The organism is Synechococcus sp. BO 8801, from assembly GCF_002252675.1.
Lineage (GTDB): Bacteria > Cyanobacteriota > Cyanobacteriia > PCC-6307 > Cyanobiaceae > Cyanobium.
This window is the reverse complement of record NZ_NQKY01000007.1, coordinates 123,903-150,030: the sequence shown is the minus strand read 5'-3', so window position 1 is coordinate 150,030 and position 26,128 is coordinate 123,903. Positions and strand designations below refer to the sequence as shown.

General features: G+C 67.2%; 28 protein-coding genes and 1 tRNA gene. 9 read left to right on the top strand and 20 right to left on the bottom strand.

What is annotated here, in order from left to right; all coding sequences use genetic code 11:
* Positions 1-14 precede the first annotated feature (14 nt).
* Positions 15-1,037, bottom strand: coding sequence for a restriction endonuclease (locus tag CJZ86_RS07680; protein WP_094585358.1), 1,023 nt, complete (start codon positions 1,035-1,037; stop codon positions 15-17).
* 223 nt (positions 1,038-1,260) lie between these two features.
* Positions 1,261-1,680, bottom strand: coding sequence for an NUDIX hydrolase (locus CJZ86_RS07675; protein WP_094585384.1), 420 nt, complete (start codon positions 1,678-1,680; stop codon positions 1,261-1,263).
* Positions 1,681-1,818: 138 nt separating this feature from the next.
* Here CJZ86_RS07675 and CJZ86_RS07670 point away from each other — a divergent pair, with 138 nt between their 5' ends.
* From CJZ86_RS07670 to CJZ86_RS07660, 3 genes are read left to right on the top strand one after another with little or no spacing between them, the layout of a single operon-like run.
* Entirely contained in the window at positions 1,819-2,643 is an 825-nt protein-coding gene (locus CJZ86_RS07670; RefSeq protein ID WP_158219531.1) for a GGDEF domain-containing protein, read from the top strand.
* Between the two features lie 46 nt (positions 2,644-2,689).
* Positions 2,690-2,926: an AbrB/MazE/SpoVT family DNA-binding domain-containing protein gene (locus CJZ86_RS07665; protein WP_094585356.1), complete on the top strand. Its 237-nt coding sequence runs from the start codon at positions 2,690-2,692 to the stop codon at positions 2,924-2,926.
* Entirely contained in the window at positions 2,926-3,324 is a 399-nt protein-coding gene (locus tag CJZ86_RS07660) for a type II toxin-antitoxin system VapC family toxin (protein WP_094585355.1), read from the top strand. Before CJZ86_RS07665 ends, CJZ86_RS07660 begins: the two co-directional genes overlap by 1 nt.
* Positions 3,325-3,355: 31 nt before the next feature.
* On the opposite strand, the gene CJZ86_RS07655 is transcribed toward CJZ86_RS07660, so the two are convergent.
* A complete protein-coding gene (locus CJZ86_RS07655; protein ID WP_233133906.1) occupies positions 3,356-4,708 on the bottom strand; it encodes a type I glutamate--ammonia ligase in 1,353 nt (450 codons plus the stop codon).
* 50 nt (positions 4,709-4,758) lie between these two features.
* On the opposite strand from CJZ86_RS07655, the gene CJZ86_RS07650 reads away from it, so the two are divergent.
* Positions 4,759-5,400: a cysteine hydrolase family protein gene (locus CJZ86_RS07650; RefSeq protein WP_094585353.1), complete on the top strand. Its 642-nt coding sequence runs from the start codon at positions 4,759-4,761 to the stop codon at positions 5,398-5,400.
* Here the strand turns inward: CJZ86_RS07650 and CJZ86_RS07645 are convergent.
* The 9 genes from CJZ86_RS07645 to CJZ86_RS07610 all read right to left on the bottom strand — a co-directional run bounded on the left by CJZ86_RS07645 (position 5,376) and on the right by CJZ86_RS07610 (position 11,268).
* Positions 5,376-5,723: a hypothetical protein gene (locus CJZ86_RS07645; protein ID WP_094585352.1), complete on the bottom strand. Its 348-nt coding sequence runs from the start codon at positions 5,721-5,723 to the stop codon at positions 5,376-5,378. The genes CJZ86_RS07650 and CJZ86_RS07645 overlap by 25 nt on opposite strands.
* Positions 5,724-5,860: 137 nt before the next feature.
* Positions 5,861-6,571 (bottom strand): response regulator transcription factor, encoded by a 711-nt coding sequence (locus CJZ86_RS07640; RefSeq protein ID WP_094585351.1) that lies wholly within the window; start codon positions 6,569-6,571, stop codon positions 5,861-5,863.
* 92 nt (positions 6,572-6,663) lie between these two features.
* Entirely contained in the window at positions 6,664-7,092 is a 429-nt protein-coding gene (locus CJZ86_RS07635; protein WP_094585350.1) for a type II toxin-antitoxin system VapC family toxin, read from the bottom strand.
* Positions 7,092-7,328, bottom strand: coding sequence for a type II toxin-antitoxin system Phd/YefM family antitoxin (locus CJZ86_RS07630; RefSeq protein WP_094585383.1), 237 nt, complete (start codon positions 7,326-7,328; stop codon positions 7,092-7,094). The genes CJZ86_RS07635 and CJZ86_RS07630 overlap by 1 nt, the downstream gene beginning before the upstream one ends.
* An 89-nt stretch (positions 7,329-7,417) precedes the next feature.
* The gene (locus tag CJZ86_RS07625; protein ID WP_094585349.1) at positions 7,418-7,699 is read right to left on the bottom strand and encodes a type II toxin-antitoxin system RelE family toxin; all 282 of its coding nucleotides are present in this window, start codon (positions 7,697-7,699) and stop codon (positions 7,418-7,420) included.
* Positions 7,689-7,943 carry a type II toxin-antitoxin system Phd/YefM family antitoxin gene (locus CJZ86_RS07620; RefSeq protein ID WP_094585348.1) on the bottom strand — a complete coding sequence of 85 codons (255 nt, stop codon included), beginning with the start codon at positions 7,941-7,943 and terminating at the stop codon, positions 7,689-7,691. The genes CJZ86_RS07625 and CJZ86_RS07620 overlap by 11 nt, the downstream gene beginning before the upstream one ends.
* Before the next feature lie 1,109 nt (positions 7,944-9,052).
* A complete protein-coding gene (locus CJZ86_RS16965; RefSeq protein ID WP_158219530.1) occupies positions 9,053-9,214 on the bottom strand; it encodes a hypothetical protein in 162 nt (53 codons plus the stop codon).
* A 421-nt stretch (positions 9,215-9,635) separates the two neighbouring features.
* Positions 9,636-10,277: a thermonuclease family protein gene (locus CJZ86_RS07615; RefSeq protein ID WP_233133905.1), complete on the bottom strand. Its 642-nt coding sequence runs from the start codon at positions 10,275-10,277 to the stop codon at positions 9,636-9,638.
* 400 nt (positions 10,278-10,677) lie between these two features.
* Positions 10,678-11,268, bottom strand: coding sequence for a hypothetical protein (locus tag CJZ86_RS07610; RefSeq protein WP_094585346.1), 591 nt, complete (start codon positions 11,266-11,268; stop codon positions 10,678-10,680).
* Between the two features lie 976 nt (positions 11,269-12,244).
* Between CJZ86_RS07610 and CJZ86_RS16690 the strand changes: the two genes are divergently transcribed.
* Entirely contained in the window at positions 12,245-12,985 is a 741-nt protein-coding gene (locus CJZ86_RS16690; RefSeq protein WP_143594091.1) for a hypothetical protein, read from the top strand.
* Between the two features lie 146 nt (positions 12,986-13,131).
* Positions 13,132-14,136: a hypothetical protein gene (locus tag CJZ86_RS16685; RefSeq protein WP_143594090.1), complete on the top strand. Its 1,005-nt coding sequence runs from the start codon at positions 13,132-13,134 to the stop codon at positions 14,134-14,136.
* A 957-nt stretch (positions 14,137-15,093) separates the two neighbouring features.
* Here CJZ86_RS16685 and CJZ86_RS07605 read toward each other — a convergent pair.
* From CJZ86_RS07605 to CJZ86_RS07580, 6 genes are all read right to left on the bottom strand, one after another.
* Entirely contained in the window at positions 15,094-16,584 is a 1,491-nt protein-coding gene (locus CJZ86_RS07605) for a DUF3987 domain-containing protein (protein WP_094585345.1), read from the bottom strand.
* On the bottom strand, positions 16,581-17,780 hold the full coding sequence (locus CJZ86_RS07600; RefSeq protein WP_143594089.1) for a hypothetical protein: 1,200 nt from the start codon (positions 17,778-17,780) through the stop codon (positions 16,581-16,583). The genes CJZ86_RS07605 and CJZ86_RS07600 overlap by 4 nt, the downstream gene beginning before the upstream one ends.
* Positions 17,777-18,028 carry a hypothetical protein gene (locus tag CJZ86_RS07595; RefSeq protein ID WP_094585343.1) on the bottom strand — a complete coding sequence of 84 codons (252 nt, stop codon included), beginning with the start codon at positions 18,026-18,028 and terminating at the stop codon, positions 17,777-17,779. The genes CJZ86_RS07600 and CJZ86_RS07595 overlap by 4 nt, the downstream gene beginning before the upstream one ends.
* Before the next feature lie 109 nt (positions 18,029-18,137).
* Positions 18,138-18,395, bottom strand: a complete 258-nt coding sequence (locus CJZ86_RS07590; protein ID WP_094585342.1) for a hypothetical protein — start codon at positions 18,393-18,395, stop codon at positions 18,138-18,140.
* 276 nt (positions 18,396-18,671) lie between these two features.
* Complete coding sequence (locus CJZ86_RS07585; RefSeq protein ID WP_094585341.1) at positions 18,672-19,859, bottom strand: site-specific integrase; 1,188 nt, start codon at positions 19,857-19,859, stop codon at positions 18,672-18,674.
* Between the two features lie 150 nt (positions 19,860-20,009).
* Positions 20,010-20,081 (bottom strand) — tRNA-Val (locus CJZ86_RS07580).
* Between the two features lie 75 nt (positions 20,082-20,156).
* Between CJZ86_RS07580 and CJZ86_RS07575 the strand changes: the two genes are divergently transcribed.
* Positions 20,157-20,723 carry a metal-binding protein gene (locus CJZ86_RS07575; protein WP_094585340.1) on the top strand — a complete coding sequence of 189 codons (567 nt, stop codon included), beginning with the start codon at positions 20,157-20,159 and terminating at the stop codon, positions 20,721-20,723.
* On the opposite strand, the gene CJZ86_RS07570 is transcribed toward CJZ86_RS07575, so the two are convergent.
* Both CJZ86_RS07570 and CJZ86_RS07565 read right to left on the bottom strand, forming a co-directional pair.
* The gene (locus CJZ86_RS07570) at positions 20,665-21,756 is read right to left on the bottom strand and encodes a methyltransferase domain-containing protein (RefSeq protein WP_094585339.1); all 1,092 of its coding nucleotides are present in this window, start codon (positions 21,754-21,756) and stop codon (positions 20,665-20,667) included. The two genes, CJZ86_RS07575 and CJZ86_RS07570, sit on opposite strands and share 59 nt — an antisense overlap.
* Positions 21,757-21,796: 40 nt before the next feature.
* Positions 21,797-23,986 carry a dihydrolipoyl dehydrogenase family protein gene (locus CJZ86_RS07565; RefSeq protein ID WP_094585338.1) on the bottom strand — a complete coding sequence of 730 codons (2,190 nt, stop codon included), beginning with the start codon at positions 23,984-23,986 and terminating at the stop codon, positions 21,797-21,799.
* A gap of 116 nt (positions 23,987-24,102) precedes the next feature.
* Here CJZ86_RS07565 and CJZ86_RS07560 point away from each other — a divergent pair, with 116 nt between their 5' ends.
* Positions 24,103-24,834: a glycosyltransferase family 2 protein gene (locus CJZ86_RS07560; protein ID WP_094585337.1), complete on the top strand. Its 732-nt coding sequence runs from the start codon at positions 24,103-24,105 to the stop codon at positions 24,832-24,834.
* Entirely contained in the window at positions 24,834-26,126 is a 1,293-nt protein-coding gene (locus tag CJZ86_RS07555) for a hypothetical protein (protein WP_094585336.1), read from the top strand. The genes CJZ86_RS07560 and CJZ86_RS07555 overlap by 1 nt, the downstream gene beginning before the upstream one ends.
* The last annotated feature ends 2 nt before the right edge of the window (positions 26,127-26,128 follow it).

Below are 26,128 nucleotides of genomic sequence, written 5' to 3'. Positions count from 1 at the left end.
TCGGGCGGTGGGCCCTAATTCTTCACCAGCACCTGCTCGAGCGAAAGACGATCCCGGATGTCACCGGGGAGGTGGGTCCAGTGGCGGGAGATCAGCTCGGCCAGCTGGTGGCCGTTGACGAGGCTGATCCTGGCAAAGCCCTCCTCGCCGGCCGCCGTGGTCGCCGCCGGCTGGAAATCGGCGGTGGTGATGAAGACCCCATGGCCGCCGAAGGGAATGAACTGGCGCAGCTCCCGCACCGCGTCGGCGCCGATCCGGGCGCCGAGGTTGCCGCGGTGGAAGCGGGCATGGATGCGGATGCGGGCCGGCAGCGCGAGGCTGATGTCGCCGCAGGCATCGAACACGTCACGAAGTGCCCCGCGGTGCTCGGTCCGCTCCCAGTCCTGGAAGCCGAGGGCATCGAGCAGGTGGACCACCAGCCGCTCGAATTCGGCGGGATCCAGCTGCAGGAGCTGTTCGAGCACGCTGCGGTGGGCCTCCTCCTTCCGGGTGGTCGCCCGGGCCGGGGTGGCCGTTTCCTGGCGGCCGATGGCGCGGATGAATTCGGCCTGGTGCTCCACCAGGAACACCGTCAGCAGGGAACGCATCCGGGTGTGGGCCGGAACGGTGAGCAGGGTGCGGATGGAATTGCGGAACGGCGCTGAGAAGTGGTCGAGCCGGAGCGGTTCGGGCGACCAGGTGACGGGACGCCGGTGGCGCAGGGGACAGCCGTCGTCGCCGGTGGGGTCGTAGTAGGCGCAGCCCTCATCAACGACGCCGAAGCGCAGCAGGTCGGCTTCCGCCGCCGGGATGATCACGTGGTCGCCGGGGCGGATCTCGAACAGGAAGCGGTGGATTTCGTTGACGTAGTTGGACAGCAGGATCGCGCTCTGGATGTCCGGGAAGTAGCGCCGCACCACCGAAAACAGCTGCTCCCGGTTCCTGATCGGGCCGAGATCCTCGGTGATTTCCCGCCAGCCGATGCCGACGAAACCGCCGCTGAGGAAGTTGTCCGCGTAGATGCCGCCGCCTGCCCGAACGCACCAGACGTTGGTCATCGCTGCGCCCCGGGCGGGCCCGCCAGTTCTCGGCTCATCGGAGGAAAGCGGGTCGGGAGGGCAGGCCAGCGGACGCCATGGCGGGAGCGAGGGCGCCTAAAGCTTCCGCAGTGAAGATCCCTGAGATTGTCGCGAATCTTGCCGGGAAGCGCATCCTCATCAACCCTGAGACACAGGAGAACGGTCTGATACCTCGGATCTTAAGGCATCGCTCACCTTATTTTCAGTTCTCTGGGTTGAGGCGGCGCACGGCCCGCTCCAGGGACGGGGCCAGGCCGCGCCGCTGCTGCAGCCTGGGGCTCCAGATCAGGCCGCTGCGCAGCTCCTCCAGCCCGGCCAGCACCATGTCCTGTCCCTCGTTCAGCTGCAGCTCCGAGAGGGGCACGGTGAGGGGGCCGCGGAAGTAGGAGGCGCTGAGCTGGTCGTCATGGTGCTCGAACCAGAGGGGCAGTTCTGGCGCCCCCCAGCCGATCTCCTCGCCCAGCTCCCGCAGGATCGCCTGCTCCGGCCGCTCGCCCGGATCGAGGTGGCCGCCGAACAGGCCCCAGCAGCCCGGATGGACGATCCCCTCGATGTCGTCCCGGAGCTGCAGCAGCCAGCGGCCCTCCCGCTCCAGCATCGCCAGCGCCACCGCGAAGGTCATCGGTGGGGGCGGTCCATGGGGTGCAGGCCTGCGGTCGATGGGGGGATTCTGGAGTGGGATTCCGGCCGGCGCCCGGTGGCGTGGCAGACAGCGGCCGCCGCCTTTGTCTCCCTAGCTTTCCGGGGGATTGCCCAGCCCGTGAACTCCGCCGATCTCACTTTCCTGCTGCTGCGGGCCGCCACGGCGGTGCTGTGCGGGTTGGCGGCGAAGGAGTCATGGGGGCGCTCCCGCCTGCCGGGTCAGCCGCGGCAGCGGCGCTGGCGGTCCCGGTTCGGCGCGGCCGTGCTGCTGGCCCTCGGGGTGTTCGCCCTCGAGGATGGGGTGGGTGAGGCCCTGGGCCGGCCAGGCGAGCCGCTGGGCTGGCGCCGCTGGGTGTGGGTGATCCTCGATCTCTCCATCCCCGCCCAGGTGCTGGCGGTGCTGGCCACCCTGCGCCAGCGCGACCGACTGGAGGCCGAGCTGGCAGCCGCGGTGCGGCGCGATCCGCTGACCCTTCTGCCCAACCGGACCGGCTTCGCGGAGGAGGCCACGGTGGCCCTTGCCACCGCCGCCCGCGACGGCCGGCCGGTGGTGGGGGCCATGCTCGATATCGACTTCTTCAAGGCCATCAACGACGGCTGGGGCCATGGTGCCGGCGATGTGGTGCTCCGCGACGTGGCCGCCGCCATGCGGGCCATGTTGCGCCCCGGCGATGTGCTGGCCCGCGTCGGCGGTGAGGAATTCGCGCTGGTGTTGCCGGGTGTGGATGTGAAGGGGGCGGAGCCCCTGCTGGAGCGCCTCCGGGCGGCGGCGGCGACGGTGCCGCACCCTGGGGCGCCGGGGCAGCGCGTCACCCTCTCGGCCGGCCTGGCCGTGGTGCAGGGCACGGGCCTGGCAGCCTTGGAGAGCGGCCTGCGCAGCGCCGACGGCGCCCTCTACGCCGCCAAGGCCGCTGGGCGGAACCGGGTGATGGTGGCGGGCTGAGGGGCGCCGGTAAGATTCTTACCAGTTCCGGCAGGCGGGCACGTCCATGCGGATCACCTCCAAGGGCCAGGTGACCATCCCTCTGGACATCCGGCGTCAGTGCGGGCTTCTGCCCCACACCGAGGTGGTCTTTCGGGTCGAGGAGGGGCGGGTGCTGCTGGAGAAGGCCCCAGAGCAGCAGGAGCCAGGGGCCGAGGCGATCCAGCGGCTGCGCCGGGCGCGGCTGCGCACCCGCCTCAGCACCGATGAACTGCTCGCACTCACCCGGGGAGATGGGGGCTGATGGTGCTGGTCGACTCCAACGTGATCCTCGATATCGCCACCGACGACCCCCATTGGAGCCGCTGGAGCACCCATCAACTCAGCCACTGCCTGGACCGCGGACCGGTGGCGATCAACGCCATCGTCTACGGCGAGATCGCCTTTGCCTGCGAGACGATCGAGTCGGTGGATGAGCTCCTGCCTCCCCATCTGTTCGACTACCGGGCTCTGCCACGGGAGGCGGCTTTCCTGGCCGCCCGGGCCCATGCGGACTACCGCAGCCGCGGCGGAGAGCGGCGCTCGATCCTGCCGGAATTCCTGATCGGCGCCCATGCGCTGGTGGAGCGCATACCGCTGCTCACCCGCGATCAGCGCCGCTACCGGCAGGCGTTTCCGGGGCTGGAGCTGATCAGCCCCTGAGCGTCGTGACCACGACGGGATTGATGCCCCCTCAGCCGATCCCCCCCACCATCGGCCACCAGGCGTCCGCGGCCACGAGATCCGCCTCACTGCAGCCCGCCGCGCGCCGCACCTCCGCCGCCTGGCTGTCGCACAGGGAGCCGTGCAGGGCCTCCCCCAGGGCCTGGCGCAGCAGGCCGCTGGCGGCGAAGGCGGCCGAGGCCTCCGCCAGGCTGGCGGGCAGGGGCGGCACCGTCCCGGCGGGCAACCGGGCCGGATCACCAACCACCGGCGGCGGCAGGGGCCGGGGACGCGCCAGGCCGTCGACCACCACGGCCGCCACCGCCCCCAGCAGCAGGTAGGGGTTGGCGGCCAGATCCGCCACCTTCAGCTCCAGGTGGGCCGGGGCGCCATCGGCCGCGGCGGGCACCAGCCGCAGGGCCGCCTCCCGGTTCTCCACGCCCCACACCTGAAACGGGGCCGACCAGGAGCCCGGGGCCAGCCGCCGGTAGGACACCGCCAGGGGGCAGGCCAGGGCCAGCAGGGCCGGCAGCTCCGCCAGCAGCGCCGCCAGCACCCCGGCGCCAGCGTCGCTGAGGCCGGCCTTGCCGTCGCCGCCCTCCAGCAGCGCCGCCCCGTCGCGCCGCAGGCTGAGGTGCAGGTGGCCGCCGTTGCCCACCCGCTCCAGGCTGGGCTTGGGGCTGAAGCTGCAGCGCCAGCCGAAGCGGCGGGTCACCCGCTGGATCAGCAACTTGGCGTGCACCTGCCGGTCGGCGGCCTCCAGGGGCGTGCCCGGCGCCAGCGACAGCTCGAACTGGCTGGCGCCGTACTCCGGGTGGAACTGCAGCCAGGGCAGGTCGGCCGCCTCCAGGGCCTCGAGCAGGGCCGTGGCGTAGTCGAGGCCCTCCACCAGCCGATCGGCTCCGTAGGGCCCCCCGGGAATCGCCGGCGCCGGCGTGCCGTCTGCCGCGGGGCTGGCCACCAGCCACTCCAGCTCGAAGCCGGCCCGCAGTTCCACCCCGGCCTGCTGCAGCTGCTCCATCTGGCGGCGGCACAGGTGGCGCTGGTCGCCGGCGTAGGGCGCGCCGCTGCGCTCGTAGCGCTCCCCCGGCGCCCAGGCCCAGCCGCTGGCCGGCTCCAGTGGCGCCAGGGCCGCCGCATCCGCCCGCAGGCGCAGGTCGCCGTCGGGCCGGGCCAGGCGATGGCCGGCAGCGATGGCGCCGTCGGCGCCGAAGGCATCGGACACCGGTGAGAAGCCCACCCCCACCGCCACCGCCGCCTCGAAGCCGGCCAGGGGCACCACCTTCACCAGCGGCGCCCCGGCGTGGTTCACCCAGGTGATCGCCACCCAGCGGATCCCCTGGGCGGCCAGGGCCGCGGCCATGGGGGCGGGGGGAGTGGACACGGGCCCAGCAAGCGTCTGCCGCCATGATTGGACGGATCGCCGCCGCCTGCATGCCGTCGTGCCCACCCGCGGAGTGGCTCCACCCAGGCGGCACCGCTCTGCTGCTCGTGGATCTGCAGCAGGGCACCTGCGGCGACGCCCAGCCCCGCCCGGATGCGGACTTCGATCACCGCTTCCGCGCCACCACCCTGCCGAACGCCCAGCGGGTGCTGGCGGCGGCCCGCCGCGGCGGGCTGGAGGTGATCCACACCGTGATCGCCAACCTCACCGCCGACGGGCGCGACCGCAGCCTCGACTACAAGCGCTGCGGCATGGGCTTCCCTCCCGGCAGCCGCGCCGCCGAGGTGATCGCCGAGCTGGCGCCGGTGGCCGACGAGCTGGTGCTCCCCAAGAGCTCCTCCTCGCCCTTCAGCTCCACCGTCCTCGACTACCTGCTGCGCAACCTCGGCATCCGCACCTTGGTGGTGATCGGCCTGCTCACCGACCAGTGCATCGACCACACCGTGAAAGACGCCGCCGACCGCGGCTACCGGGTGGTGTGCGTCCACGACGCCTGCCAGGCGGTGACCCCGGAGCGCCATGCCGCCGCCCTGGCCTGCTTCGCCGGCTACGGCGAGCAGATCAGCTGTGGGGAGTTCGTGGCGGTACTGAACGCAGAGCCCCGCCCTCAGGCGACCGGCTCCGGGTCGTAGTAGACGCCGGAGGCGTTGAACGGGGGCACGCTGGTGACGTACTCCGTCGTCAGGGTGGCGGGGTCGAAAGCGATGATCGTCCGGGTCCGGTCGAGCCACTGCACCCGGTCGGCGCCGGTGACCTTCAGGGTGGCCACCCAGGGGCCCACGACGTTGTCGTTGAGATCGAAGTCGCCACCCTCGGGGTGGCGCTCGTACAGCTTGACGACGCCATGGGCCAGGACCCGCTCCGGGTCGCACAGCCAGTAGCCGGTGCGGCCGGCCAGGATGACCTCGGACACCCTGGAGTGCCCGGCCGCGGCGAAGCTGAGGTGGACGGCCATGGTGCGCTGGGCTGCTGGGGTCTTGCTGTGTCCCGGCGTCCCGGCTTGGCATCGGGAGGCCGCTCGGGCTACGCCCTGACCTGACCACTTTCCCCTGCAGCACCCTCGGCCCGCATCCCCAGAACGGGGGATTCGGCTCAGCCCGTGACCGGGGTGCGACCCTCCATCGCTGATTCCAGGTTGATCAGCCCGGCGGCGATCGACTTGACGACCGCCTTGGTGCGGTTGTCGACCTGGAGCTTCTGAAAGATGTGCTTCACATGGGTCCTGACGGTCTCGGGGCTCACCACCAGCTCCTGGCTGATCCGCTGGTCGGTCAGGCCCAGCATCAGATGGTTCAGCACCACCCGCTCGCGTTCGGTCAGTGGTTCGATCGGGGCCGCGGGCGGCTGCTGCCGCAGCACCGCCGCCACCGGTTCGGGGTAGTAGATGCCGCCGCCGGCCACCACCCGCAGCGCCGGCATGAACAGGCCCGACTCGAAGCAGATGCCGTTGCAGCCGCGGGCCAGGGCCTCCCGCACCAGGGCCTCGTTGGCGTCGTCGGCGACCAGCAGGGTCCGGATGGCGGGATCCAGCGCCTTCGTGCGCTCCACCAGCGCCAGCCCGGTGCCCTCCTGCAGCCTCTGGCTGACCACCAGCAGGGATGGCCGGTGGCGCTCCACCTGTCGGAAGCCTTCCTCCTCCGTCGTGGCGGCCCCCACCAGGCTTTTCTGGACCGGGGTGATGCACATGAAGGCCCCCAGCCATTTCATGTGCTCCAGGCAGGCGACCGTGGTGCGTCCGGCCAGGATCCCCTCCAGCTCCTCCAGCAGGGCGGGGATCCCCGGGATCAGATCCGTGAGGTCCACAGCGGGAGGAACAAGCGGCGTTCATGATCGCCTGGCCTGGGTGCGTCTGGGGCTCCAGGGTCTTTGCGGCGGGGCTTGCCGCCAGACGCGCGTCAGTCAGCCCCGACCAGCTGGGCTTCGAGCCCCAGCTGCCGGGCGGCCCTCACGAACGGTGCATCCAGGCTGCAGAGGGTGGCGCCCCGTCCGGCGGCGATGGCCAGGTGCAGCGCATCGGCCGCCCGCAGGGCCGTGATCCAGCCGCGCAGACAGGCGCTGGCATTCCTGAAGTCCTGGGGTTCCACCTCCAGCATCAGGAACCCTGGGGCCAGGCTGCGTTCGAAGCCTTCGAGCACCGCCTCGGCCTGCAAGGGACTCAGGGCCCCGGTGCGCACCTTCAGCCCGAGAGCGGAATGGAGCTCGGTGGCACTCCAGGGGCTGATCGCCAGTGGCGCAGGGGCCTGTTCGAGAAAGGCCGCGGCGGCGCCGGAGTGGGCCTCCGGTGTGAGGGCCGCCAGCAGCACGCAGGTGTCCAGGTACAGCATCAGGAGCCGACGTCATCCCGCAGGGCGCGCATCGTCTCCACGCCGCCGGTGGCCTGATGGGGCAGGGAGTCCCGCAGAGCCTGGAGCTGGGGCAGGAGATCGCGCACGGCCTGCCGCGGAACCAGCTCGGCGATGGCTTTGCCGCGGCGGGTGATCACCACCGGCTGGCCTTGCTCTACCGCGTCGAGAAGGCTCGACAGCTGGGCTTTCGCCTCCGCCACCGTGACCTGTCGCATGGTGTTGGTCATCGAGATGACCAACTTTAGGGCGGGTTTTGGTGTCATGGCCCGATCTTCCCAGCCGCTGGCAGTGCCAGGGAACGGTCTCAGCTCCGATCGGCCTGCCGATAGACGGCCTGGCGGTCCCGCTTGCCGATGGCGATCACCAGCACGAGCAGTTGCTGGTCCCGCACCTCATAGACCAGGCGGAAGCCAGCGGCGCGGAGCTTGATCTTGTAGCGATCGCTGGAGCCCCGCAGCTTGCTGGCGGGGATGCGCGGCTGGATCAGCCGTTCAGCCAGCTTCTTCTTGAACGTTTCCCGGATGTCGCCGGCCAGCTTGTGCCACTCGCGCAGGGCCTCGGGGTGGAAGGCCAGCTCAAAGCTCATCCATGGTCACGAGCACCGGATCCTGCCCATCCGCCAGACGCGTGTCGGCGATGCGGTTGAGCTGCAGGTCTTCGACCAGGTCCATCAGGTCCTCATAGGCCTTGGCCGGCACGCAGTAGAACGCCGGTTCGTTGCGGTTGAGAACGGCCACCGGCAGCCCTTCGCCAGCCGCCACCGTGGCCATCGGATTCTTCTTGAGTTCCGAGATGCTCACGGCAGTCTCGGCCAGCATGCGATGGGCCATCAACCTCTCAGACCAGCTCGTGGATCCACCTTAGGTCCCACAACAGGTCTCGAACAAGGTCTCGGAGCAGGTCCCCTGAGGTCTGGCGCAGCCGGTGTGATGCCCGATGCCGGTTTCGAACCAGCGACATCCTGCTTGTAAGGCGGGTGCTCGGGCGTGAAATGCACTGCAGTGTCTGGCCTGGAGGATGGAGATGGCGGGCGACGCGTGAAATCTGCGTGAGGTTGCGGCTTCTGGCGGGCCTTTCTGGGCCCTATTGGGCTTTTCTGCGGCGCGGGTGGCGGAGGCGGGGCGATCCCCAGCCCGTGACAGGGCCCGCGCGAACCGCCGGCCCGGCAGCCGCTGGAGGCCCCGCTGAGGATGAGGCCGCCCCACCATCGGGGCCGAAGCTGAATGATCAGGCGGCGCCTCTACTGGTCATCAGTGGGGCCTGCAGCAGCACGAGGGCGATGGGGTCAAGCATTGAGGTGCAGCAGCTTCGCTTCAGCATTCCAGGCTTTAGTCAGCGCAGAACCTTGTTCGCTCTGACTTCTATCTGAGTGGTAACTCCAGGAGTCACCAAGCGTTTAGCCAAATTCATCAAGGCTGTGGCTGCTCAGTCCTGGACGTGGGAGGAGATAGATCTTGTGTATTCTTGTGGCGCTCGACATAAATAACTGCTGCGATAACGAGGACCCAAACAATGGATGCGAAAACATTGGTCGCAAGACTTGCTCGCAATCCTTGCCATCCAGTGAGCCCACAAACTTTGGAGTGAATTTGCTGAAGAGTATTATTCTCAACGCTTGCTAAAATCTTCTTCTCAAGCAGTGGTATCTCTCTTATAATTTCTTGTTCACGGTATGTCTCGATAATGTTGCACGCCTTTTGCCGATACAGATCTATTTGTGTAGTAGTAGAGTGAATGTCGGACCATTGGTACGCTTCATCATCCCATGCATCTCTACCCTTCTCTTGATTGAACTTCTTTAGGTGCTCAACCTTGGCAGCTTTGTATAGTGCATATGCTATTAGGCCTGGTAAGTCGTCTTCGCAATTTACAAACTTGCTAAACGCATAGCTATATCTTCTGCTCCTTGGGCGGGTCATTGCCAATCATGCCCTAAGGTTTAAATGGAATCAGCATTTAAGTTAGGTAGGCGCTCGACCTTCCCTTCGTCGATTGCCTTGCGGAATGCCGAACGAAGTCCTTCGGATACTTGTTCGTTGGTTTGAGCTTTTGGTTTCCAGTCGGCAGGGATTCGTTCGGGTGTTCTTTCGAGCAGTGCCATGAGTGATCTGCAGCAGGGGACTTAAGAGAGGCAGAACCAGAGACTCGAGCGTTGCTGGGGCTTGGTTTGGGGATTTAAAGCGTAGCTGAGGGCCTGGGTCAATGGTGGCTCTCATTAGTCCACAGGCTTGGTCGTAGGCCGATAATGCGAAGTTCCACTACGTCTCAACCTAAGACAGCTTTCTCTGATTGACTTCCCAGGAGGTAGCGACGAGGCAATGGCACTCTGGGGACGTTAGGTATCTGCCGGGATCTGGTCTTGGCCGAACCCCTTCATCTAGGTGTTGCTAGCCGCTCACCTGCTGGAGGGGGGGCGCCGGGTGATCACCCGGCGGCTGGTGCTTGGGTTGGGAAGGGCCAGCAGCAGCAGGTCCAGGGCGAGGGGGTCAGGCATTAAGGGGCACCAGCATTCCTGGCGGCGGTCAGCGCAGCCGCTCGCAGGCTTCGCCATCGCTGTCACCATCGAGATAGGTGTGCCCCTCACGCAGAAGCTGTTGGGCACGCTCCCAGGAGCCAACTTCCCGGCACCGCCAGCGACGGTCAGCGATTGCGGACGGGGGTGGCTGAGCGACCGGCTTCGGGTCGTTGATGATCGTCAGCGTTACCGGCCGCTGCGTCGGCTGCCGCGGTGCGCCTCGGTTGGCGGCTCTCCAGTCCCATGGGGGCTGGATCGCTTCGTCGAACCTCCAAACCCCTACTCGGTATCGCCTGGCCAGCCCCTCCCGATCCAGGTAGGCCCACTCGTCGCATTGCTTCAGGTACTGGCGGTAAGCGAAGGCATGGCCCTGCTGCACCAGGGCGAGGCCCGCATTGGTCCCGTTCTGGGTGAACACCTCCGCCACGGTTCGGCCGTAGCGGTCCCTGGTCTGTGCCTTCAGAGTCACCGTGGAGCCGACCGGCACCAGCTCCTGGAGCGCCTGCCGGGCCTGCTGCCCGTAAGGAGCCTGCGCCATCTCGGGCGCGTCGATGCAGGCCACGCGGACGGTGATGTTCTTCCCACGATCTGCGACCCGCAGGGTGTCCCCATCGCCCACTGAAATCACCGTGGCGGCTCCAGCGGCCAACGGCGTGAGCAACTGGAGGGCTAGAAGACTGGCAGCAGATAGGAGCCGCATCCGGGGCGAAAGAACCAGGGCACCATCATCGCCGCGGCAACCACCGGCCGGCGCCTACGGGTGCCCTGGCAGGTGGGGTCCTACGGGTGGCCAGGCGCCTCAGAGGGACCACAGCCCGCAGGGAGCGAATCTTCCCCCGGTCTTTCCGTCCACACCTTCCGCAGTCTGCGGCTTAGGTCGTCCAACCATGCGGCCTCTTCGGCGCGTGCCTGCGCTTCCTGCACCCGTATCCGTGCCAGTTCGCGACGACCCCATGGGCCACTGGCTGCCAACATTTCTTCGCAGGAAGCGACTAGCGCGCGGATCTGCTGGCAGGTGGGATCGGGCGTGTTCGCAGGATCGAGTGTGCTCACTTCGCCGCCTCCCGTATTTCGCGTCGCGTTGTTTCGTTCAGTCGTCTCACACCTTCCTCCGAAAGTTGCGTCAACACGTCGGTTACCTTCTGGTGCAACAGAATGTTCATCTGTCCTAGGTCGCCATTGCAGCGTTTCAGTTCGGGCGGGAGGATGATCGCCAGCCGCAGCAACGAATCGCGCGCCTGACGGCATGACTCGAACCAATCCCTTTCGACCGCGTCGCGACTCAACAGCAACCCCTGCATCCGTTGCACCTCTAGCTCAGCCTTGATTGCCAGTGCCGCCTCACGGCGCGCCTTGCTTACGTGCCACGACGGCACGTCCTCGCCCGCGTCGTCGTCGGCCTGGGGCGCGTTGTCGGCCGCTTGACGCGCGATTGCTTCGAGCTTCGCAACATTGGCGGGCTGAGGATGCGCAACGCGCAGCCAAGCCGCTTCGAGCCCGTCGCGTCGGTACTTGACCCGCCGACCGATCGTCGTCGTCTGGCCCATTTCGGTCAGCGCATCGACGTGGCGCCCCAGGCTGCGCTCAGAAACCCCCAGCACTTCGGCGGCCTGTTGACGGGTGAGCAGGGCCACGGCCACGCGATAATGCACCTGCTGAATATAGGCGGCGTCGCCCGGATTTTTTGTGCAATGCCCGCGCGTCGTCGGGGGCCTGGGGGTTCGTGTGCGCGAAATCTCTTGGTATCCCTGGCCTTGTGGGACACGTTTTTTGGGCTGGCGCTAGCGAAAATCTGCGACACGGTGGCCGCGGAAACGTTTTCTTCTGGGAAGTACCTTTTACTTCCCCCGGAGGGGCCCCCCGCCAGCCGCGTGCACTTCCACCGCGGCGCGAATGATGCATCGATGAATGGATGTTTCTCCGCCCATTGCGACAACTGCTGTAAGCGAATGCACAGCGCGGCGATAGATCGTGTTCCAAGTGGTGGCCATGGGCATGGGTGGGGGCAGGGCTGGGGGCGATGGGCAGGGGCAGGGCGGTGACTACTCGAGCTAACCAGCGCAGGACCGCGGGAGGTGGAAGGGGTGGCCCGGGGGTGGTGGCGCTGGCCGTGGTGGGCTCGGCGGAGCCAGGGCTGGCGGGGTGCCTCCGGAGCCCCTGCGCTTGAGACTGCTGAGCGTGGCCTGCGGCGGCCGGCAGCGGGGCGGCTGAGGAGGGTGGGTTATGGGGCTGGATTGGCTGACCTCCTGTCAGGACTGGAGCCGACGGTGGGGCGCGCGGGGACAGTCGAGGGCTTCCGGTGCGGCAGGGTCTTCCCCAACCCCCGCCACCTTGGCCCCGCCCCCGCCTTGAGGCAGCCCCCCAACTTCGAGGCCACCCCGGGCTGTTGATGTGGGTCCCCGGCCGCAGGTGAGGGGGGCAGGGGCTTAGCTCCCTAGCAGTTCGGTTCGTTGACCCACGGCAAGATGCGGGAGCCTGCAGACCAAAACCCTCTGCGGCATGGTTTGCGGGGTCTCCTCCACTGCTACTCTCTCTAGAATTCACTGAAATGCAGACGAGAATCTAGGCAATTCTCGGAATCAACCAATCAGTATTTAGATGACAACAAAATTCCCCATGGCCTGGCAGGAGTTCGCACTGCGTCTGATCGAATTATTGCGGCCCCGCTTCTATAACCAAATTACATGGCTGGTTGTCGTAGGTGGCTTGGCAATGATGTCCACCCAGCTCTGGGAATTGGTTGCCATTGAGTTATTGAAGCGCGAGTTTGATATTTCAGTTTCAGGTAGCAACGATGCTGCTTGGGGTTTCGCATTGTGTGTCCTTGGCCTTGCTTACCACATGGCGAATAGTGGGTTCTATGAATTATTGAAGGACAATACTCAGCGTGCACGCAACGAACAAGAGCGAGTCCACGACCTTGAGATATTTCGTGAGGCGCGCCGAATCCTGAATGACCAGCAAATCGAAGATTTCGTCACCGTTCTTCAGTGCGACCATGCTTACTGCATGGATATGTATAGTCAAGTCAACGATTTCGCACGCTTTTTGGCACAAACGAGCAACCGGCTCTTGACTCCTTCAATTGCCACAGCCTCTGAAAAATACCTTGTTGCTTGGAGAGAAGCTAGAAGCTTTCTCGTCGACAACTTCTTTGTACATCCAAATAACCAAACTGAACCCCCTCTTCGGTTGTGCATGGATCCTCGACTCAACATGGATCGTGAGGGAGATGGCAGCACCGAGCAGAATGAGGAATATGATCATCTTACCTCGGAACTTCAGCGCATTTCAGATCAGCTTATTGTCGAGTACCGCACTTTGAGAAATGAGTTTAAGAATGTCTTGGTCATCTAGCCCTTTGCTTCACCGGCACTGGGCGATAAAGCTGCACAGCTCAGTCGACCTCCGCTTTAAACAGTCTTGCGCTTCAAGCGTGAGCCCAGAATGCCTCTGTTATTCCGCGCTATTGTTCAACCTTACACAAGCGTCTCTGAGGCCAGATGTTAGTGCAAAGATTTCTTCTCTCTGAGCACGAAGAGCCTTGGACGGAAGAACAAGTAATCAAGGCTGTTGCTTTTGACTTCCAAAAGGCAAGGCGCGATATTGATGGAACTGTTGGAGCTCGTATATGGGCGGCATTGGGAGAGGTCAAGGACAGTCACTGGATTCTGGATCATGCGATTGATGACTTGCTGGAGGGAATAAATCGATTTTCCCACCGAAGCCAATATCAAGACTTCTGGCTCCGCATTAATGAGGATGAGCGTGATGAATACACTAGGAATATGAAGAGAAATCTGTTTAACGCATCATCGGCTTTGACTGCGCTTGTTGATCATACGCGGAACTTTTCTAGGGCTTATCCTGTGCCTTATATAGCCGAAATGAGACGCAAGATTTTCGGGGAGGACAACTTACATCGCTTTCTCTTCGATCTTCGCAACTATTCGGTTCACTGGAGGCCTGCACAAGCCAACTGGAATATCTCCGTGGCGGCTGGTGAAGCTGGTGTATCTCGCACGGTTCAGTTCTTGCTATCGAAGTCTACATTGCTGGAATGGAATGGCTGGAAGTCTGATGCCATTGAATTCCTGAAATCTAGGCCTGAAAAATTTGATGTTCGCGAACTCTTCGTTGAATATCAATCTCGTGCCCGTGAATTTCAGTCGTGGCTTCAATCGGCAGCGACATTTTCGCATTATCCACATCTAAGGCAATTCTTTGAGTACAAGAGGTGGCATGAGCGCTTCCTTGATTCATGCGAATGGAATGCAGCTGTGGCATTTCGTGGAATGACCAAAGAGCCCTATGAACTACTGCAAGACTATCTTACCCCGAGAGCAATAGAGGTCATCTATTCGTATGACTTGAAATCAGACGAACAAATCGACAGAATAGTTGCGCTTGTCGATCTTTATGATGCAGTGGATGATTCGTTGCGCGCTAAACTGCATGACTTCTTGCGACAAGCTCCACACTCTAGCAGCGGCGAAGAAACTGTCTAACCTCAAGATCCACCTGCCACGGTTCTTGGAAAACCCTAAAGGTTCAGCTCAGATTCGTGCGTGCGGGTGATCTTGAGCGTTCAGCAGACGGACTCAGGGATTCCGGATGATCCACGTGGGCTTCTGTTCGCCGCTGAATGTGGCGTTGGGCCAAAGGAGTTATTGAGTTGTCCACTCTGTATGAACATTAGCGCATCGCTGGAAACGTATAGAAACTCATTGCGGTTGAAGTGTCTTTCCCAGGTGATGCCAAGCCACCTGTAGAGTATTAAATGGCAACTCAACTTCATTCTTGCTTTCTGCGTTTGTAGGTGCAGCACTCATTGCCTCGCGACCCAGGCGGCCAGGGCGGCCGATGTGGCCAGGCCGGAAACTGTGCCCCACTGCTGGGCAAGCGGAGCGCCAACGTGGCCGGGTGGGCGTTCGGCCATGCATTTCGTAGGGCCAGCAGGTCAGGCAGCCAGAGCGGATCGCCATGAGAGTCGGTGAACATGAGACGGTGGGCATGGTGTGGTGAGTCGAGGTCGTGGAGATGGCTTGGCGATCGGGCATACGGTGCCGGGGGGCTGTTTCATCTGCTCCAGACCACTTGCCAGTGATGGCGTGGGGTCTGGGGCTGTGATGGAGCAGGTGGAGCAAGAGCCGCTCCAAACCACTCGCCAGAGGTGGCAGTCGGTCTGGAGGCTTTTTGGAGCGATGGAGCACATTCCTGGGTGAGAGAGTCCGCCCGCAAGGCAGGGCACCGAGAAGTGAAGTGAGAGAAAGAGAGAGCAAAAATTGCCTCTTATATGGCGCTCCGTGCTCCAATACAGCCCCACTCGCCCTGCGGCGCAGTCGAAGTGCCTTGGAGCAGCCGCTGCTCCACCAGTTCCGAAACGGCCCTACTCGCACTGCGGCGCAATGGGATTGCCTTGGAGCAGCGATATGCTCCATTTCTGCGGGGGCCACCGGCTTGATTCATTGGGCGTCACCAGGCGGCAGCCAGACCAGGGCGCTGCCCTGCCCCTCCACGGCGCCGCAGCCCGGTGTGGTAACCACCTGCCGCAGCCAATCCCTTACCGCCTTGATGCTCGCGTTCCGCTCGGGCATCCCCCAATTCCTGACCGTGCGGGCCGGCACCGGTGCCGAGCCGTGCTCCTTGCGCCACTCCTTGCCCTTGTCGAGCAGCCGCTTAATTGCTCCGCTCCTTCCCCCAGCCACCAGGGCTAGGGCCTTCTGACGCTCCGCGAAAAACAGCAAAGTGAGCAGGATTCCACCTTCCAGGTCTTGGCGGGAGATGAGGGTATCCAGGCCGAACCCATTGCCGGCCTGGCGGGCGGCATGGAGCGCCAGGGCCAGCCGGAGCGTGTTGCCCCGCTGCTTGCCTAGGTACTGCTGAGCAGCGGGCTCCCGTGCGGCGCGTTTCATCGCCTCCAGTTCGTCGACCCACTCCACGAATAAAGGCAGCGCATCGGGGGCCAGGGTGACTACAGGCGGCCGGTCGTCATGCCCCGGGGGCAGCGCGGCGGCGGCGGCGTCGATCTGCTCGTACAAGGTCCGCAGCACAGGCGCCAACTTGCGGCTTGACCGCCGGTAGCGGTAGCTCCAGTCGGGCAGGTTGACCAGCAGGAAGCGTGACCACAGGCCATCACCATCAGCTTGCCCATCGTTCGCGGCAGCGTCGGCCTTCCACAGGGCCTCCAGTCGCTGCGGCTGCAGGTTGCCGAAGATCGACACGGCCGGCCGATGCACCAGCACCCCTTCGCGGCCGATGCGGTCGGTGATGATCGCGCTACCGGGGTAGAGCCCCAGCCACTTTGCGCGGTCGTTCTGTTGCTGGCTGCGGCACAACTGGGAGAACCATCGCCCCATCTCGTCATGGAGGGCCAGCAGACCGGGGGTAGAGCCTCCCGCCAGCATGGTTTCCAGTTTCTCGAAGGTGGCGTCGTTGGTCAGTAGATGCCGCTGCTCGGGCTGCGGGTTGGTGGACAGGAACACGCTAATCGCTTCGGCGCCCCCTTCCTCGGCTTCGGCCTTGTCATTTTTCCATCTTGCCAGGGCGGCGGCATGTTTTTCCCTTTCGCGTATCTGCCACGGCACTAGCGCATCTTCCGTCGCTGGTTTGGCGGTGGGTGACTTGCCGCCACTGGCGGGGGCAAGGTTGATGCCCCATAGGATCGCCGGCTCGGTCCAATCGTTACCGGGCTCTGCAGCAACAACGGCGCGGTTTCCGACCACGCTGCTGATCGTGGTGAGGATCGGCAGCAGGAAACCTCGCGGGTCCAACTGCTGCTGCTCCGCGTAGAGGCTGATTTCCTTTGCCAGGCCAGGCGAGAAGAGCCGCTCAATCGAGGCCTGGTCGGCAATGCTGTCCACCCCACGGAACCGGCTCAGGTCGGCGGCCAGTTCTTCGCATTCTTCGTCGTGATCCTCCAGCATCGTGTCGGCCTTGGCCTGATAGTCCGTCATCGGCCCGCCCCCACCTGATGCCAGAAACTGCCGGCGGTGATGCCGGTCCAGTCGTAGTTCCAGTAATCGGCGGCATCGATGACACCGGGGCTGTGCTCCAGAGCCAGGGCCAGGGCGTCGGCATCGCTTCCGCCGGCCTCGCGAACCACGGCCCGCAACCCACCAACGAACCGCCGAAACTCGCGGCGCTCGCCTTGCTTGGAGGCATAGGGCGGGATTCGATCCAACCCGGCGCGGATCTTCTCCATCGTCACCAGGCCTCCCCGGCGCCCACCAGCCGCTGGCCGTGGCCGGTGCTGCTTCAGGGGTGGTGCCGATGGTTGGGGCGGCTGGAGGCCCTGCAGCCGGGCCGCCAGGGCGTCGGCATCGATAGCGGTGCCGGTGGCGGTGTGGATCGAGGCGAGCACCCCCGTTCGCGGGTGGAAGCCACCAGCCAGCCGAAGGACCCGGTTCGGATTGGACAGCGAACCATCCACCGCACAGTCCGGCTCAAGGTGCCGGTAGGCGGTGACTGCCAGCTTCTGCAGCACGGTGAACCGCTCCAGGGTGATGGGCTCCACCAGGCGCCAGTAGCAGTGGATCGACTTCCCGCCGGTGCTCACGCTGAACGTGGGCGGTGCGCCGAACACGGCAGCGGCCAGGGCCAGTTGATCGGCGCCGCTCATTCCCTCGCGGTCGCATTCCGCGAACAGCCACAGGCAGGGGGCGATGTGGTCGTAGCGGGAGCCCCAGTAGATCGGCCGGCACCAGGGCGCCGCCGACCCACTGACCCAGGCCGCGCAGCGCCGCTCACGTTCGGCCTGCTGCTGCTCTGCCGTCTGGGGCACCCCGTCGCGGATCTTCGGGGCGTTGAAATGCTCCGGCCTGCTCCCCCAGTCCGCAGGCTGCGGGTGCGGTTCGCTGACGATCAGCCCCAGGCTGTGCCCCGGGTGCCGGTGCAGGTCCGCCTGGATGGCCGCGGCCAGCCCGGGATCCCCGGCCAGCAACTGCGCCGTGGTGGCCAGGTAATAGGTGCTCCAGCCGCGGGGCTCACCCGGTGCGGGCTGGGGCGGGAACAGGGTGAGCAACACCAGGGCCTCAGGCCGCTGGCGGCTGCGCAGCAGCGCCACATGGGTGGCCACCGCGGGCCAGTGGAAGAGCGCTGTAGGGGGCGCCGCAGCCCCGGGGCTGGTGTGGCTGGAGGTCGTGGCCGTCATGGCAGGACCTCGCCGGCTCCGGCCAGGTCCTGGGTGGGGTGAACGTCGCGGACGATCCAGCTCCAGCCGATGCGCCGGCAGAACTCGATCGCGTGCTCCGCTGTGCCGCAGGTGCCGAGACTGTGTGATCCGTCAGGGGTGAACACCCGCCCGGTGGGGGTGACGATCAGGGCCGCGGCTGTGCCGGGCTGGCGCTCGATAGAATCCTTCGAGAGGAGACCAAGCGTGGTCTCGATTTGATAGTTCATGATGGGTGAACTCGGTTTCCTGTAGTGGGGTGATCGGGTGGCCTTCTCGGCCTTTCAGAGGAACCAGGGCCCCGGCAGCGCCAACTGCACGGGGTCTTTCTCTGTCTGCTCACGCGGCCGGCTGCGCTTTCTTCCGCGCCGGGTTGTGGTTGTCGTGCTTGGGCGCCCCTATCTGCCTGGAGCGCTTCTGCAAAGTGGCCTCGACAGCTGCGAGGTCCCAGCGAAGACTCGCCCTTAGGCTGCCGGTTCCCAGCGCGACGAAATGCACGCCGGGCCGGAAGATCCCGTCGGCACGCATTCGGGCGAGGGTGTTTTTGCTCACGCGCAGGGAGTCCCGCACGTCACCAGTGGTGGCGGTGAAAATCATGATTGAAGGGGAGGGATAGTGAGGCCCGAAGGGGCCATAGCCCCGTGACCTGCAATCACCCTAAGGGGCAATCGCGCTCCTGCAACGCACTTCCGGGAAACTCATTTCTGCCCGATCTAGCATCCAACGGCTGAACGTAATCAGGGCAATGGTTCTACGCGGTTGGATCAGGAATGCGCACGAAAAAAAACTTTGAGAATTGGCTCGTACTGTTCTCTTTTCAGTGCGTAGCGTTCGCTTTTCGGCGCGTAACCTCGCTTTCCCGGCTCGTATTTTTCACTTTCCGGCGCGTAACTTCACCAGCTCGGAAACCTTGGACTGCAGGGCGGGGCCATCCAGCCGCCGCCCATAGGTGGCCAGGTGCACGGCTGGCGAATGCCCCATCAGCTCGGCTGCCTCCCTGACGTGCAGCCCCAGGTCGAGGCCCAGCCGCAGGGCGAAGGCATGGCGCAGCCCGTAGGCAGTCAGCCCCTCCGGCAAGTGGAGTCGACGGAGCTGCTGGGTCAGCAGCTGACCCGGGGAGCGGGCCACCAGCAGCCCCGGCGGTAGGCCGTGGTGCTTCCATCGCTCCAGCAGCCTGCGGCAGTCCGCAGGCCACCCGGCGGGTGGTACAGCCGGGACGGTGCGGGCGCCGCTGCTCCCATGGCTGCTCCGCTTGCTGCGGCTCACCACCGCCACCAGCACCCCATCACGGCGCTGCAGCTCCAGGGCCTGCAGTTCCTTCGGCCGCAGCCCGAAACAGATCAGGCAGTCCCAGGCCACCAGGTCGGCGGCGGTGAGCTTGCTTCCTTCGATCGCCTCGCGGAGCTGCTGGGTCTCCTCATCGGTGAAGGCCCGCACCCCCTCGGGATCGGCGGCCGCCTTGCCGTTGCCCCTCAGCGGCGCCAGCTCCTCAGGCCAGCTCCAGCCCGCTTCCTTCCACAGCCGGCGGGCCCGGTCGTAACCCATTTGCCGGGCCCTGCTGTTCGGCTCCCAGCCCCGCAGGTAGGCCGACAGGAAGGCGCCGTCGTTAGGCCAGCGGCGCTCCCCTGCCGCGGCCGCCAGCCGGCTCAGGTAGGGGGCCCAGGTGCGCTCCCAGGTGGTGGCCGCCATCTGCTCCCCCACCAGCCGGCCCTGCAGGTTCTCGATCAGGCGCCCCAGGTGCTCGGGCGCCAAGTGCCTTGGGTCGTCTCCCGCCGGGGTGGCGGTCGGATCAGGCCATGCCCAGGTGCCGGCCATGACGGCATCGAACACGGCGCAAGCCTCCGCCAGGGCCGCGGCGCCCGTAGCTGGGCCGGGTGGGCTGGTGAGGGTGAGTGCCCGGCGGGTGGTGGCTGATCCGGGGGGCTCCCCCGGTCGCAGCGGTAGCTCTGCGGAGACCACCCGCAGCCGGTCCCTGTTCACCTCGACGTACCAGCCGGGCCGCCCCAGTCGGTGGGCCTTGAAGCCCTGGCTCAGGGTCCGCAGCCAGGGAGAAGAGGCCATCGTTTCATCCGTCGCGTGAAATCCGCGTGAAAGCTTGGCATCAACCTGGGCTTTTGGGGCCTTTCTGGTCCCATGGCCCAGGCCACGGGCCCCGCTGAGAGGCCCTGTCCTGAGTCGTTTTCTCCAGTCAGGACAGGGCTTTTCTGGGAATGCCCGATGCCGGTTTCGAACCAGCGACATCCTGCTTGTAAGGCAGGCGCTCTACCGCTGAGCTAATCGGGCGGTGGCACCATTCTGGCGGAGGGGGCGCCGGCGGCCGGCGGCCGGTACCTTGCCGGCAGCGTCCGGAGCCCGGCCATGGCCAGCGGCCGCCGCCACGATCGCGCCACCCGCTGGCTGGCCCTGCCCTTCGGGCTGCTCTGGGGGCCGGCCCTGGGGCCGGCGGGGGTGGCCGTCGCCACCGGCGCCTTCCTGCTGGGCGGCCTCTGGCTCTCCCCCGACCTCGACACCCGCTCCAACGCCACCCGCCGCTGGGGTCCCCTGCGGCTGCTCTGGTGGCCCTACCGGCGCCTGCTCAGCCACCGCTCCCTGCTCTCCCACAGCCCCCTGCTGGGCACCAGCCTGCGACTCCTCTGGCTGGCGGCGCTGGTGCTGGCCGCCTGCGCCGCCCTCGGGCCCCTGGGCGCCCCGGCGCCCGGTGAGCTGCTGCAGCGGGGCCGGGAGCTCTGGGGCTCCCAGAGGCCCCTGCTGATCGCGGCGTTCGTGGGCCTGGAGGCCAGCAGCTGGCTGCACCTGCTCCAGGACGGCGATCCGATCCCGCGGCTGCCGCGGCCCCTGCGCGCCCTGGGGCGTCGGCTCAGCCGCCTCAGCAGCAGGAGCCGCCGCTGGCGGGGGCCGGCGCGGCGGCGGGGGCGTCGGCGGTAGCCGCGCCGGTGGCATCGAAGGGAATGGCGCTGCCGCAGCCCTCGAACAGGCCGTAATGACGGCTGAAATCGCCGATGAAGTCGAAGTGGGGCGCCAGCCGGCTCTCCGCCAGCATGCGGAAGGTGTTGCCGCAGACCGGAAACACCCGGCCCGTTTCGATGGGGTGGTGCTTGTCGAAGGGCAGGGCGTCGGGGTGGCCGGCGATGCTGCCCCGGTAGATCACCGCCTGCCCGTGGTCCTCGCAGGCGTCCTCAAGGGTCTCGATCTGGAACAGCCGGTAGGTGGCGGAGAAGAAGCGGATCGCGCCGGTGCGGGCGGCCAGCTCCTGGTCGGTGATCTCCAGGGGCCGGTCGTCCACCAGGCGCGGATCGGCGAAGCCGGCCTGGCGCGCCAGCCGCAGGAAGTCGTTCCAATAGAGGGCGCCGCTGAGGCATTCGCCGTGCAGCACCGGGTCGTGGCGCAGGGCCTCGGGCACGCGCCGGTCGGCGTAGACGTCGGCGAAGAAGAACTCGCCGCCGGGCTTGAGCAGCCGCCGCACCCCGTTGAGCACCGCCAGCTTGTCCGCCGAGAGGTTGACCACGCAGTTGGAGATCACCAGATCGAAGCTGCCGGGCTCCAGGGGCAGCGCCTCCAGCTGCTCGATGCGGCCCTCCAGGAAACGCACGTTGGCGTAGCCGAACACCTCGGCGTGGTGGTCGGCATGGCGCCGGGCCACCGCCAGCTGCTCCGGCGTCATGTCAACGCCCACCACCTCGCCGCCGGCACCCACCAGCTGGGCCAGCAGGTACACATCCCGGCCGCTGCCGCAGCCCAGGTCGAGCACCCGCAGGCCCTCCAGCAGCGGCGGCGCCACCAGGCCGCAGCCGTAGTAGCGGCTCAGCACCTCGGGGTGGAGCCGGGCCAGAAGGGGCCGCAGCGCCGGCGGCACGCTGCTGGCGTCGCAGCAGGCGCTGGTGCGCAGATCGTCGCTGCTGCTGAGGGTGGAGCCGTAGTACTCCTGAACGCTGCGGTGCAGATCGGCGGCGCTGGTCATCGGGGAGGGGGCGTGGGGGTGGATGGGGGCGGTGTCGGGCTCAGCCGCGGCGCCGCCAGGCGTGGTAGCGGCGCAGCCAGGGCAGCAGGTGCTGGGGCACCCGTTGCTTCTTCCAGGCGGCTGCGGTGTACTTGCTGGCCTCGGCCAGGGTGGGGTAGGCGTGGATCGTCCCGAAGATCCTGCCCAGTCCCAGGCCCCATTTCATGGCCAGCACGAACTCGGCCAGCAGTTCGCCGGCGTGCTCGGCCACGATCGTGGCGCCCAGGATCCGGTCGCTGCCCGGTGGGGTGAGCACTTTCACGAACCCCCGCTCGGCGCTCTCGACGATGGCACGGTCGAGCTCGTGCAGGGGGAATCGGGTCACCTCCACCGCCATCCCTCGGGCCGCCGCCTCGGCTTCGGTGAGCCCCACCGTGGCCACCTCTGGGTCGGTGAACGTGGTGCGCGGGATGACGCGGTTGTCCACCTGGAAGGAGCGCACCTGGCCGAACAGGGCGTTGACCGCCGCATACCAGGCCTGGTGGGCGGCGGTGTGGGTGAACTGGAACGGCCCGGCCACATCGCCGGCGGCGTAGATGTTCGGGTAGAGCGTCTGCAGGAAGGCGTTGGTGGTGATCGTGGCGCCGGTGGGAATCCCCAGCTCCTCGAGCCCGTAGCCCTGCAGCCGGGCGCGGCGGCCCAGGGCGCAGAGCACGGCGTCGCAGGCGATCCGCTCCCGCCGCTCCCCCTGCCGCACCAGCACCGTCACCGCCCTGGCGGGGGCGGGACCCCGCTCGAAGCCGAGCACCTCGGTGTCCATGTGCAGGGTCACGCCGTCCTCCTCCAGGGCCTGGCGCACCTCGGCGGCCACATCGGCGTCCTCCTTGCGCAGCAGGCGGTCGCTGCGCTGGATCTGGGTGATCGGCAGGCCCAGCTGGGCCAGGGCCTGGGCCAGTTCACAGGCGATCGGCCCGCCCCCCAGCACCACCAGCCGCGGCCGCTCCAGCGGGCACTGGGCCAGCCAGCCCCAGACGGTCTCGCTGGTCAGCAGGGGCACCGCCTCGCTGCCCGGCCAGTCGGGCCGCACCGGTTCAGCGCCGGTGGCCAGCACGGTCGCCCGGGCCGTAAGCCGCTGCTCGGTGCCCGCGCCGGTGCGGATCGCCACCGTCCAGGGATCGAGCAGGCGGGCCTGGCCGCGCAGCACCTCCACCCCCAGGCCCTCGTAGCGCTCGACGCTGTCGTGGGGGGCCACGGCCGCCACCTTGGCGGCCACCCGCTCCAGCACCCGGCGCAGGTTGAACCGCGGCTCCTGCGGCTCGAGCCCGTAGCGGTCGGCCCGGCGCAGGCGCGCCGCCAGCCGCGCCGAGCTGATCAGCGCCTTGCTGGGCACGCAGCCGGTGTTGAGGCAGTCGCCGCCCATGGCGCCGCGCTCCACCAGGGTCACCCGCGCCTTGACGGTGGCGGCGATGTAGGCGGTCACCAGCCCCGCCGCTCCGGCGCCGATCACGATCAGGTTGCGGTCGAAACGGCGCGGCCGCGGCCAGCGGCGGTAGAGCCGCCAGGTCTGCCAGCGGCCCAGGGCCGCCTTGGCCAGCCAGGGGAACAGGGCCAGCAGCAGCAGCGACCCCAGCAGCGGCGGGCTGAGGATGCCGCCGATCCCGCGCAGCTGGGCCAGCTGGGTGCCGGCGTTCACGTAGACGAAGGTGCCTGGAAGCATGCCGATCTGGCTGGTGAGGTAGAAGCTGGCGGCCCGGATCGGCGTCAGCGCCATCAGCAGGTTCACCAGGAAGAAGGGGAACACCGGCGCCAGCCGCAGGCTGAGCAGGTAGAGCACCCCGTCGCGGGCCACCCCGGCCTCGATCGGCGCCAGCTGGCGGGCGAAGCGTCGCCGAACCGGATCCCGCAGCAGAGTGCGGGCCACCAGGAAGGCCAGCAGGGCGCCGATGCTGGAGGCGAATGACACCAGCAGGGTGCCGAGCCCGACGCCGAACAGCGCCCCGCCGGCCAGGGTGAGCACCGCGGCCCCCGGCAGCGACAGGGCCGCCACCAGCACGTAGAGCAGCAGGTAGGCGCCCGCCACCGGCAGGGGGGTCTGGAGGCGCTGCTCCAGCAGGGCGCCATGGGCCTCCTGCAGGGCCTCCAGGGTGAGCTGGCGGTGCAGGCCCAGCGTGAAGAACAGGATCACCACCAGGGCGATGGCGGCGATCAGCAGCAGCTGGCGCCAGCGGGAAGGCGAGAGCGGTGGGGCCATGGGGAAAGCCGTTCCCCCTTCCTACCGGCGAGCCGCCGTTTCGGATGGCCCCGGCCCCGGGCGGGCGGCCATCCATTCGCTCCCTTCGCCGGTACGTTCATCAGCAGGGGAATTCCATGCCCAATCCGGGATCGGCCATGGCGATGGGGGCCATCCAGGTGGTGATTCCGGCGCGTGACGAACGCCAGACGATCGGCCACGTCATCGGCCAGCTGCGCCGCCAGGGACTCGACCGCATCCGGGTGGTCGACAACGGCAGCAGCGATGGCACCGCCGCCATCGCCCGCCAGCTGGGGGCTGAGGTGCTCAGCGAACCCCGTCCCGGCTACGGCCGGGCCTGCTGGCGGGGGTGCCTCGATCTCGCCCCCGACGTGGACTGGCTGCTGTTCTGCGATGGCGATGGCGGCGACCCGCTCGAGGAACTGCCCCGCTTCCTGGAGCTCATCGACGACCACGACCTGCTGCTCGGCGACCGCACCGCCACCGCCGTGGGCCGCGCCTCGCTCACCCCCCTGCAGCGGGGCGGCAACCGGCTGGCCACGACGCTGATCGGCCTGGGCTGGGGGTTCCGCTACCGCGACATGGGGCCGCTGCGGCTGGTGCGGCGCGAGGCCTTCGCGGCGATGGCCCTGCGCGACCGGGGCTATGGCTGGACCCTGGAGATGCAGGTGCGGGCCATCGAGCTGGGCCTGCGCATCCGCGAGGTGCCGATCTCCCATCGCCCGCGCCTGGCCGGCGCCTCGAAGATTTCCGGGCGCTGGGGCGCCAGCCTCCGGGCCGGATGGGTGATCCTCACCACCCTGGGCGGCCTCTGGCTGCGGCGACCCCTGCAGCGAGGCCAGCGGTGATGGCGCTGACGGCCCGGCTGCGGCGCCTGCAACTGCCGGCCAGTGCCCTGCTGCTGATCGGCGGGGCGTTGCTGATGCGCCCCCACGGCGACCTGTTCGATGCCGCCCAGCTGCTGCCGTTCTGGCGGGCGGCCGCGGTGATGGGCCTGGGTTTCGCCCTCTCCTGGTCGTTGCCCACCATCCCCCGCGCCCTGTTCTGGGCCGTGGCGGTGCTGACGCGGCTGGCCCTGCTGGCCATGGAGCCCGGCGACGACATCTGGCGGTACCTCTGGGAGGGGGGGATCCAGCTGCATGGGTTCAGCCCCTATGCGCTGCCCCCGGACGCCGCGGCGCTGGAGGGGTTGCGCACCCCCTGGTGGTCGTCGATCAACCACCCCGATACCACCGCCATATACCCGCCCCTGGCGCAGCTGCTGTTCCGGCTCCATGCCGCCGTGGCCCAGCAGGTGCTGCTGTTCAAGCTGTCGTTCACGGCCGCCGACCTGGCGATCGCCGGCCTGCTTGCCGCCCGCTTCGGCGCGGCGCGGGCGGCGCTCTACGCCTGGAACCCGCTGGTGATCTATGGCCTCAGCGGCGGCGGGCACTACGACAGCTGGTTCCTGCTGCCGCTGGTGGCCGGCTGGCTGCTGGCCGAGCGCAATCCCCCGCCCCAGGGCCAACGCCCCCAGGCCTGCATCGACCTGCTGCTGGGCCTGAGCGTGGCCATCAAGTGGATCACCCTGCCGCTGCTGCTGCAGAGGGCCTGGAGCCGCTGGCGCCGGTTCCGGCGGCCTGCCCCGGTGCTCGCCACCCTGCTGCTGGGGCTGGCGCCACTGCTGCTGGGGGCGTCCCTCTTCTGCGGTCTGCGCAGCTGTCCGCTGCTGCCCACCGGCTCCAGCTTCATTCGCCACGGCCGCAGCGCCGAGTGGCTGCCGCACTGGATCGGCCAGCTCTGGCCCTGGACCCTGCAGACCAATGCGGTGCATGGGTTGCTGCTGTTGCTGGTGCTCCTGGTGCTGCTGGCCACCAGCGCCCGGCTGGGGGTCTTCGCCTGGCGCTACCTGCTGGCCCTGCTGCTGCTCTCGCCGGTGGTGCACGCCTGGTACTTCATCTGGCTGATGCCCTTCGCCGTGCCCAGCCAGAACTGGGGGGCGCGGCTGGTGAGCCTTTCGGCGTTCGTCTACTTCGTGCTCCCCTCACGCCTGCCGGACTGGCAGCTCACCACCGCTGAGCGGCTGCTGCTGTGGCTGCCCCTGCTGCTGGGGCTGCTGCTCAGCGCCCGGGATCGAACCGAATCGGCCCCTAGCCGGTAAAC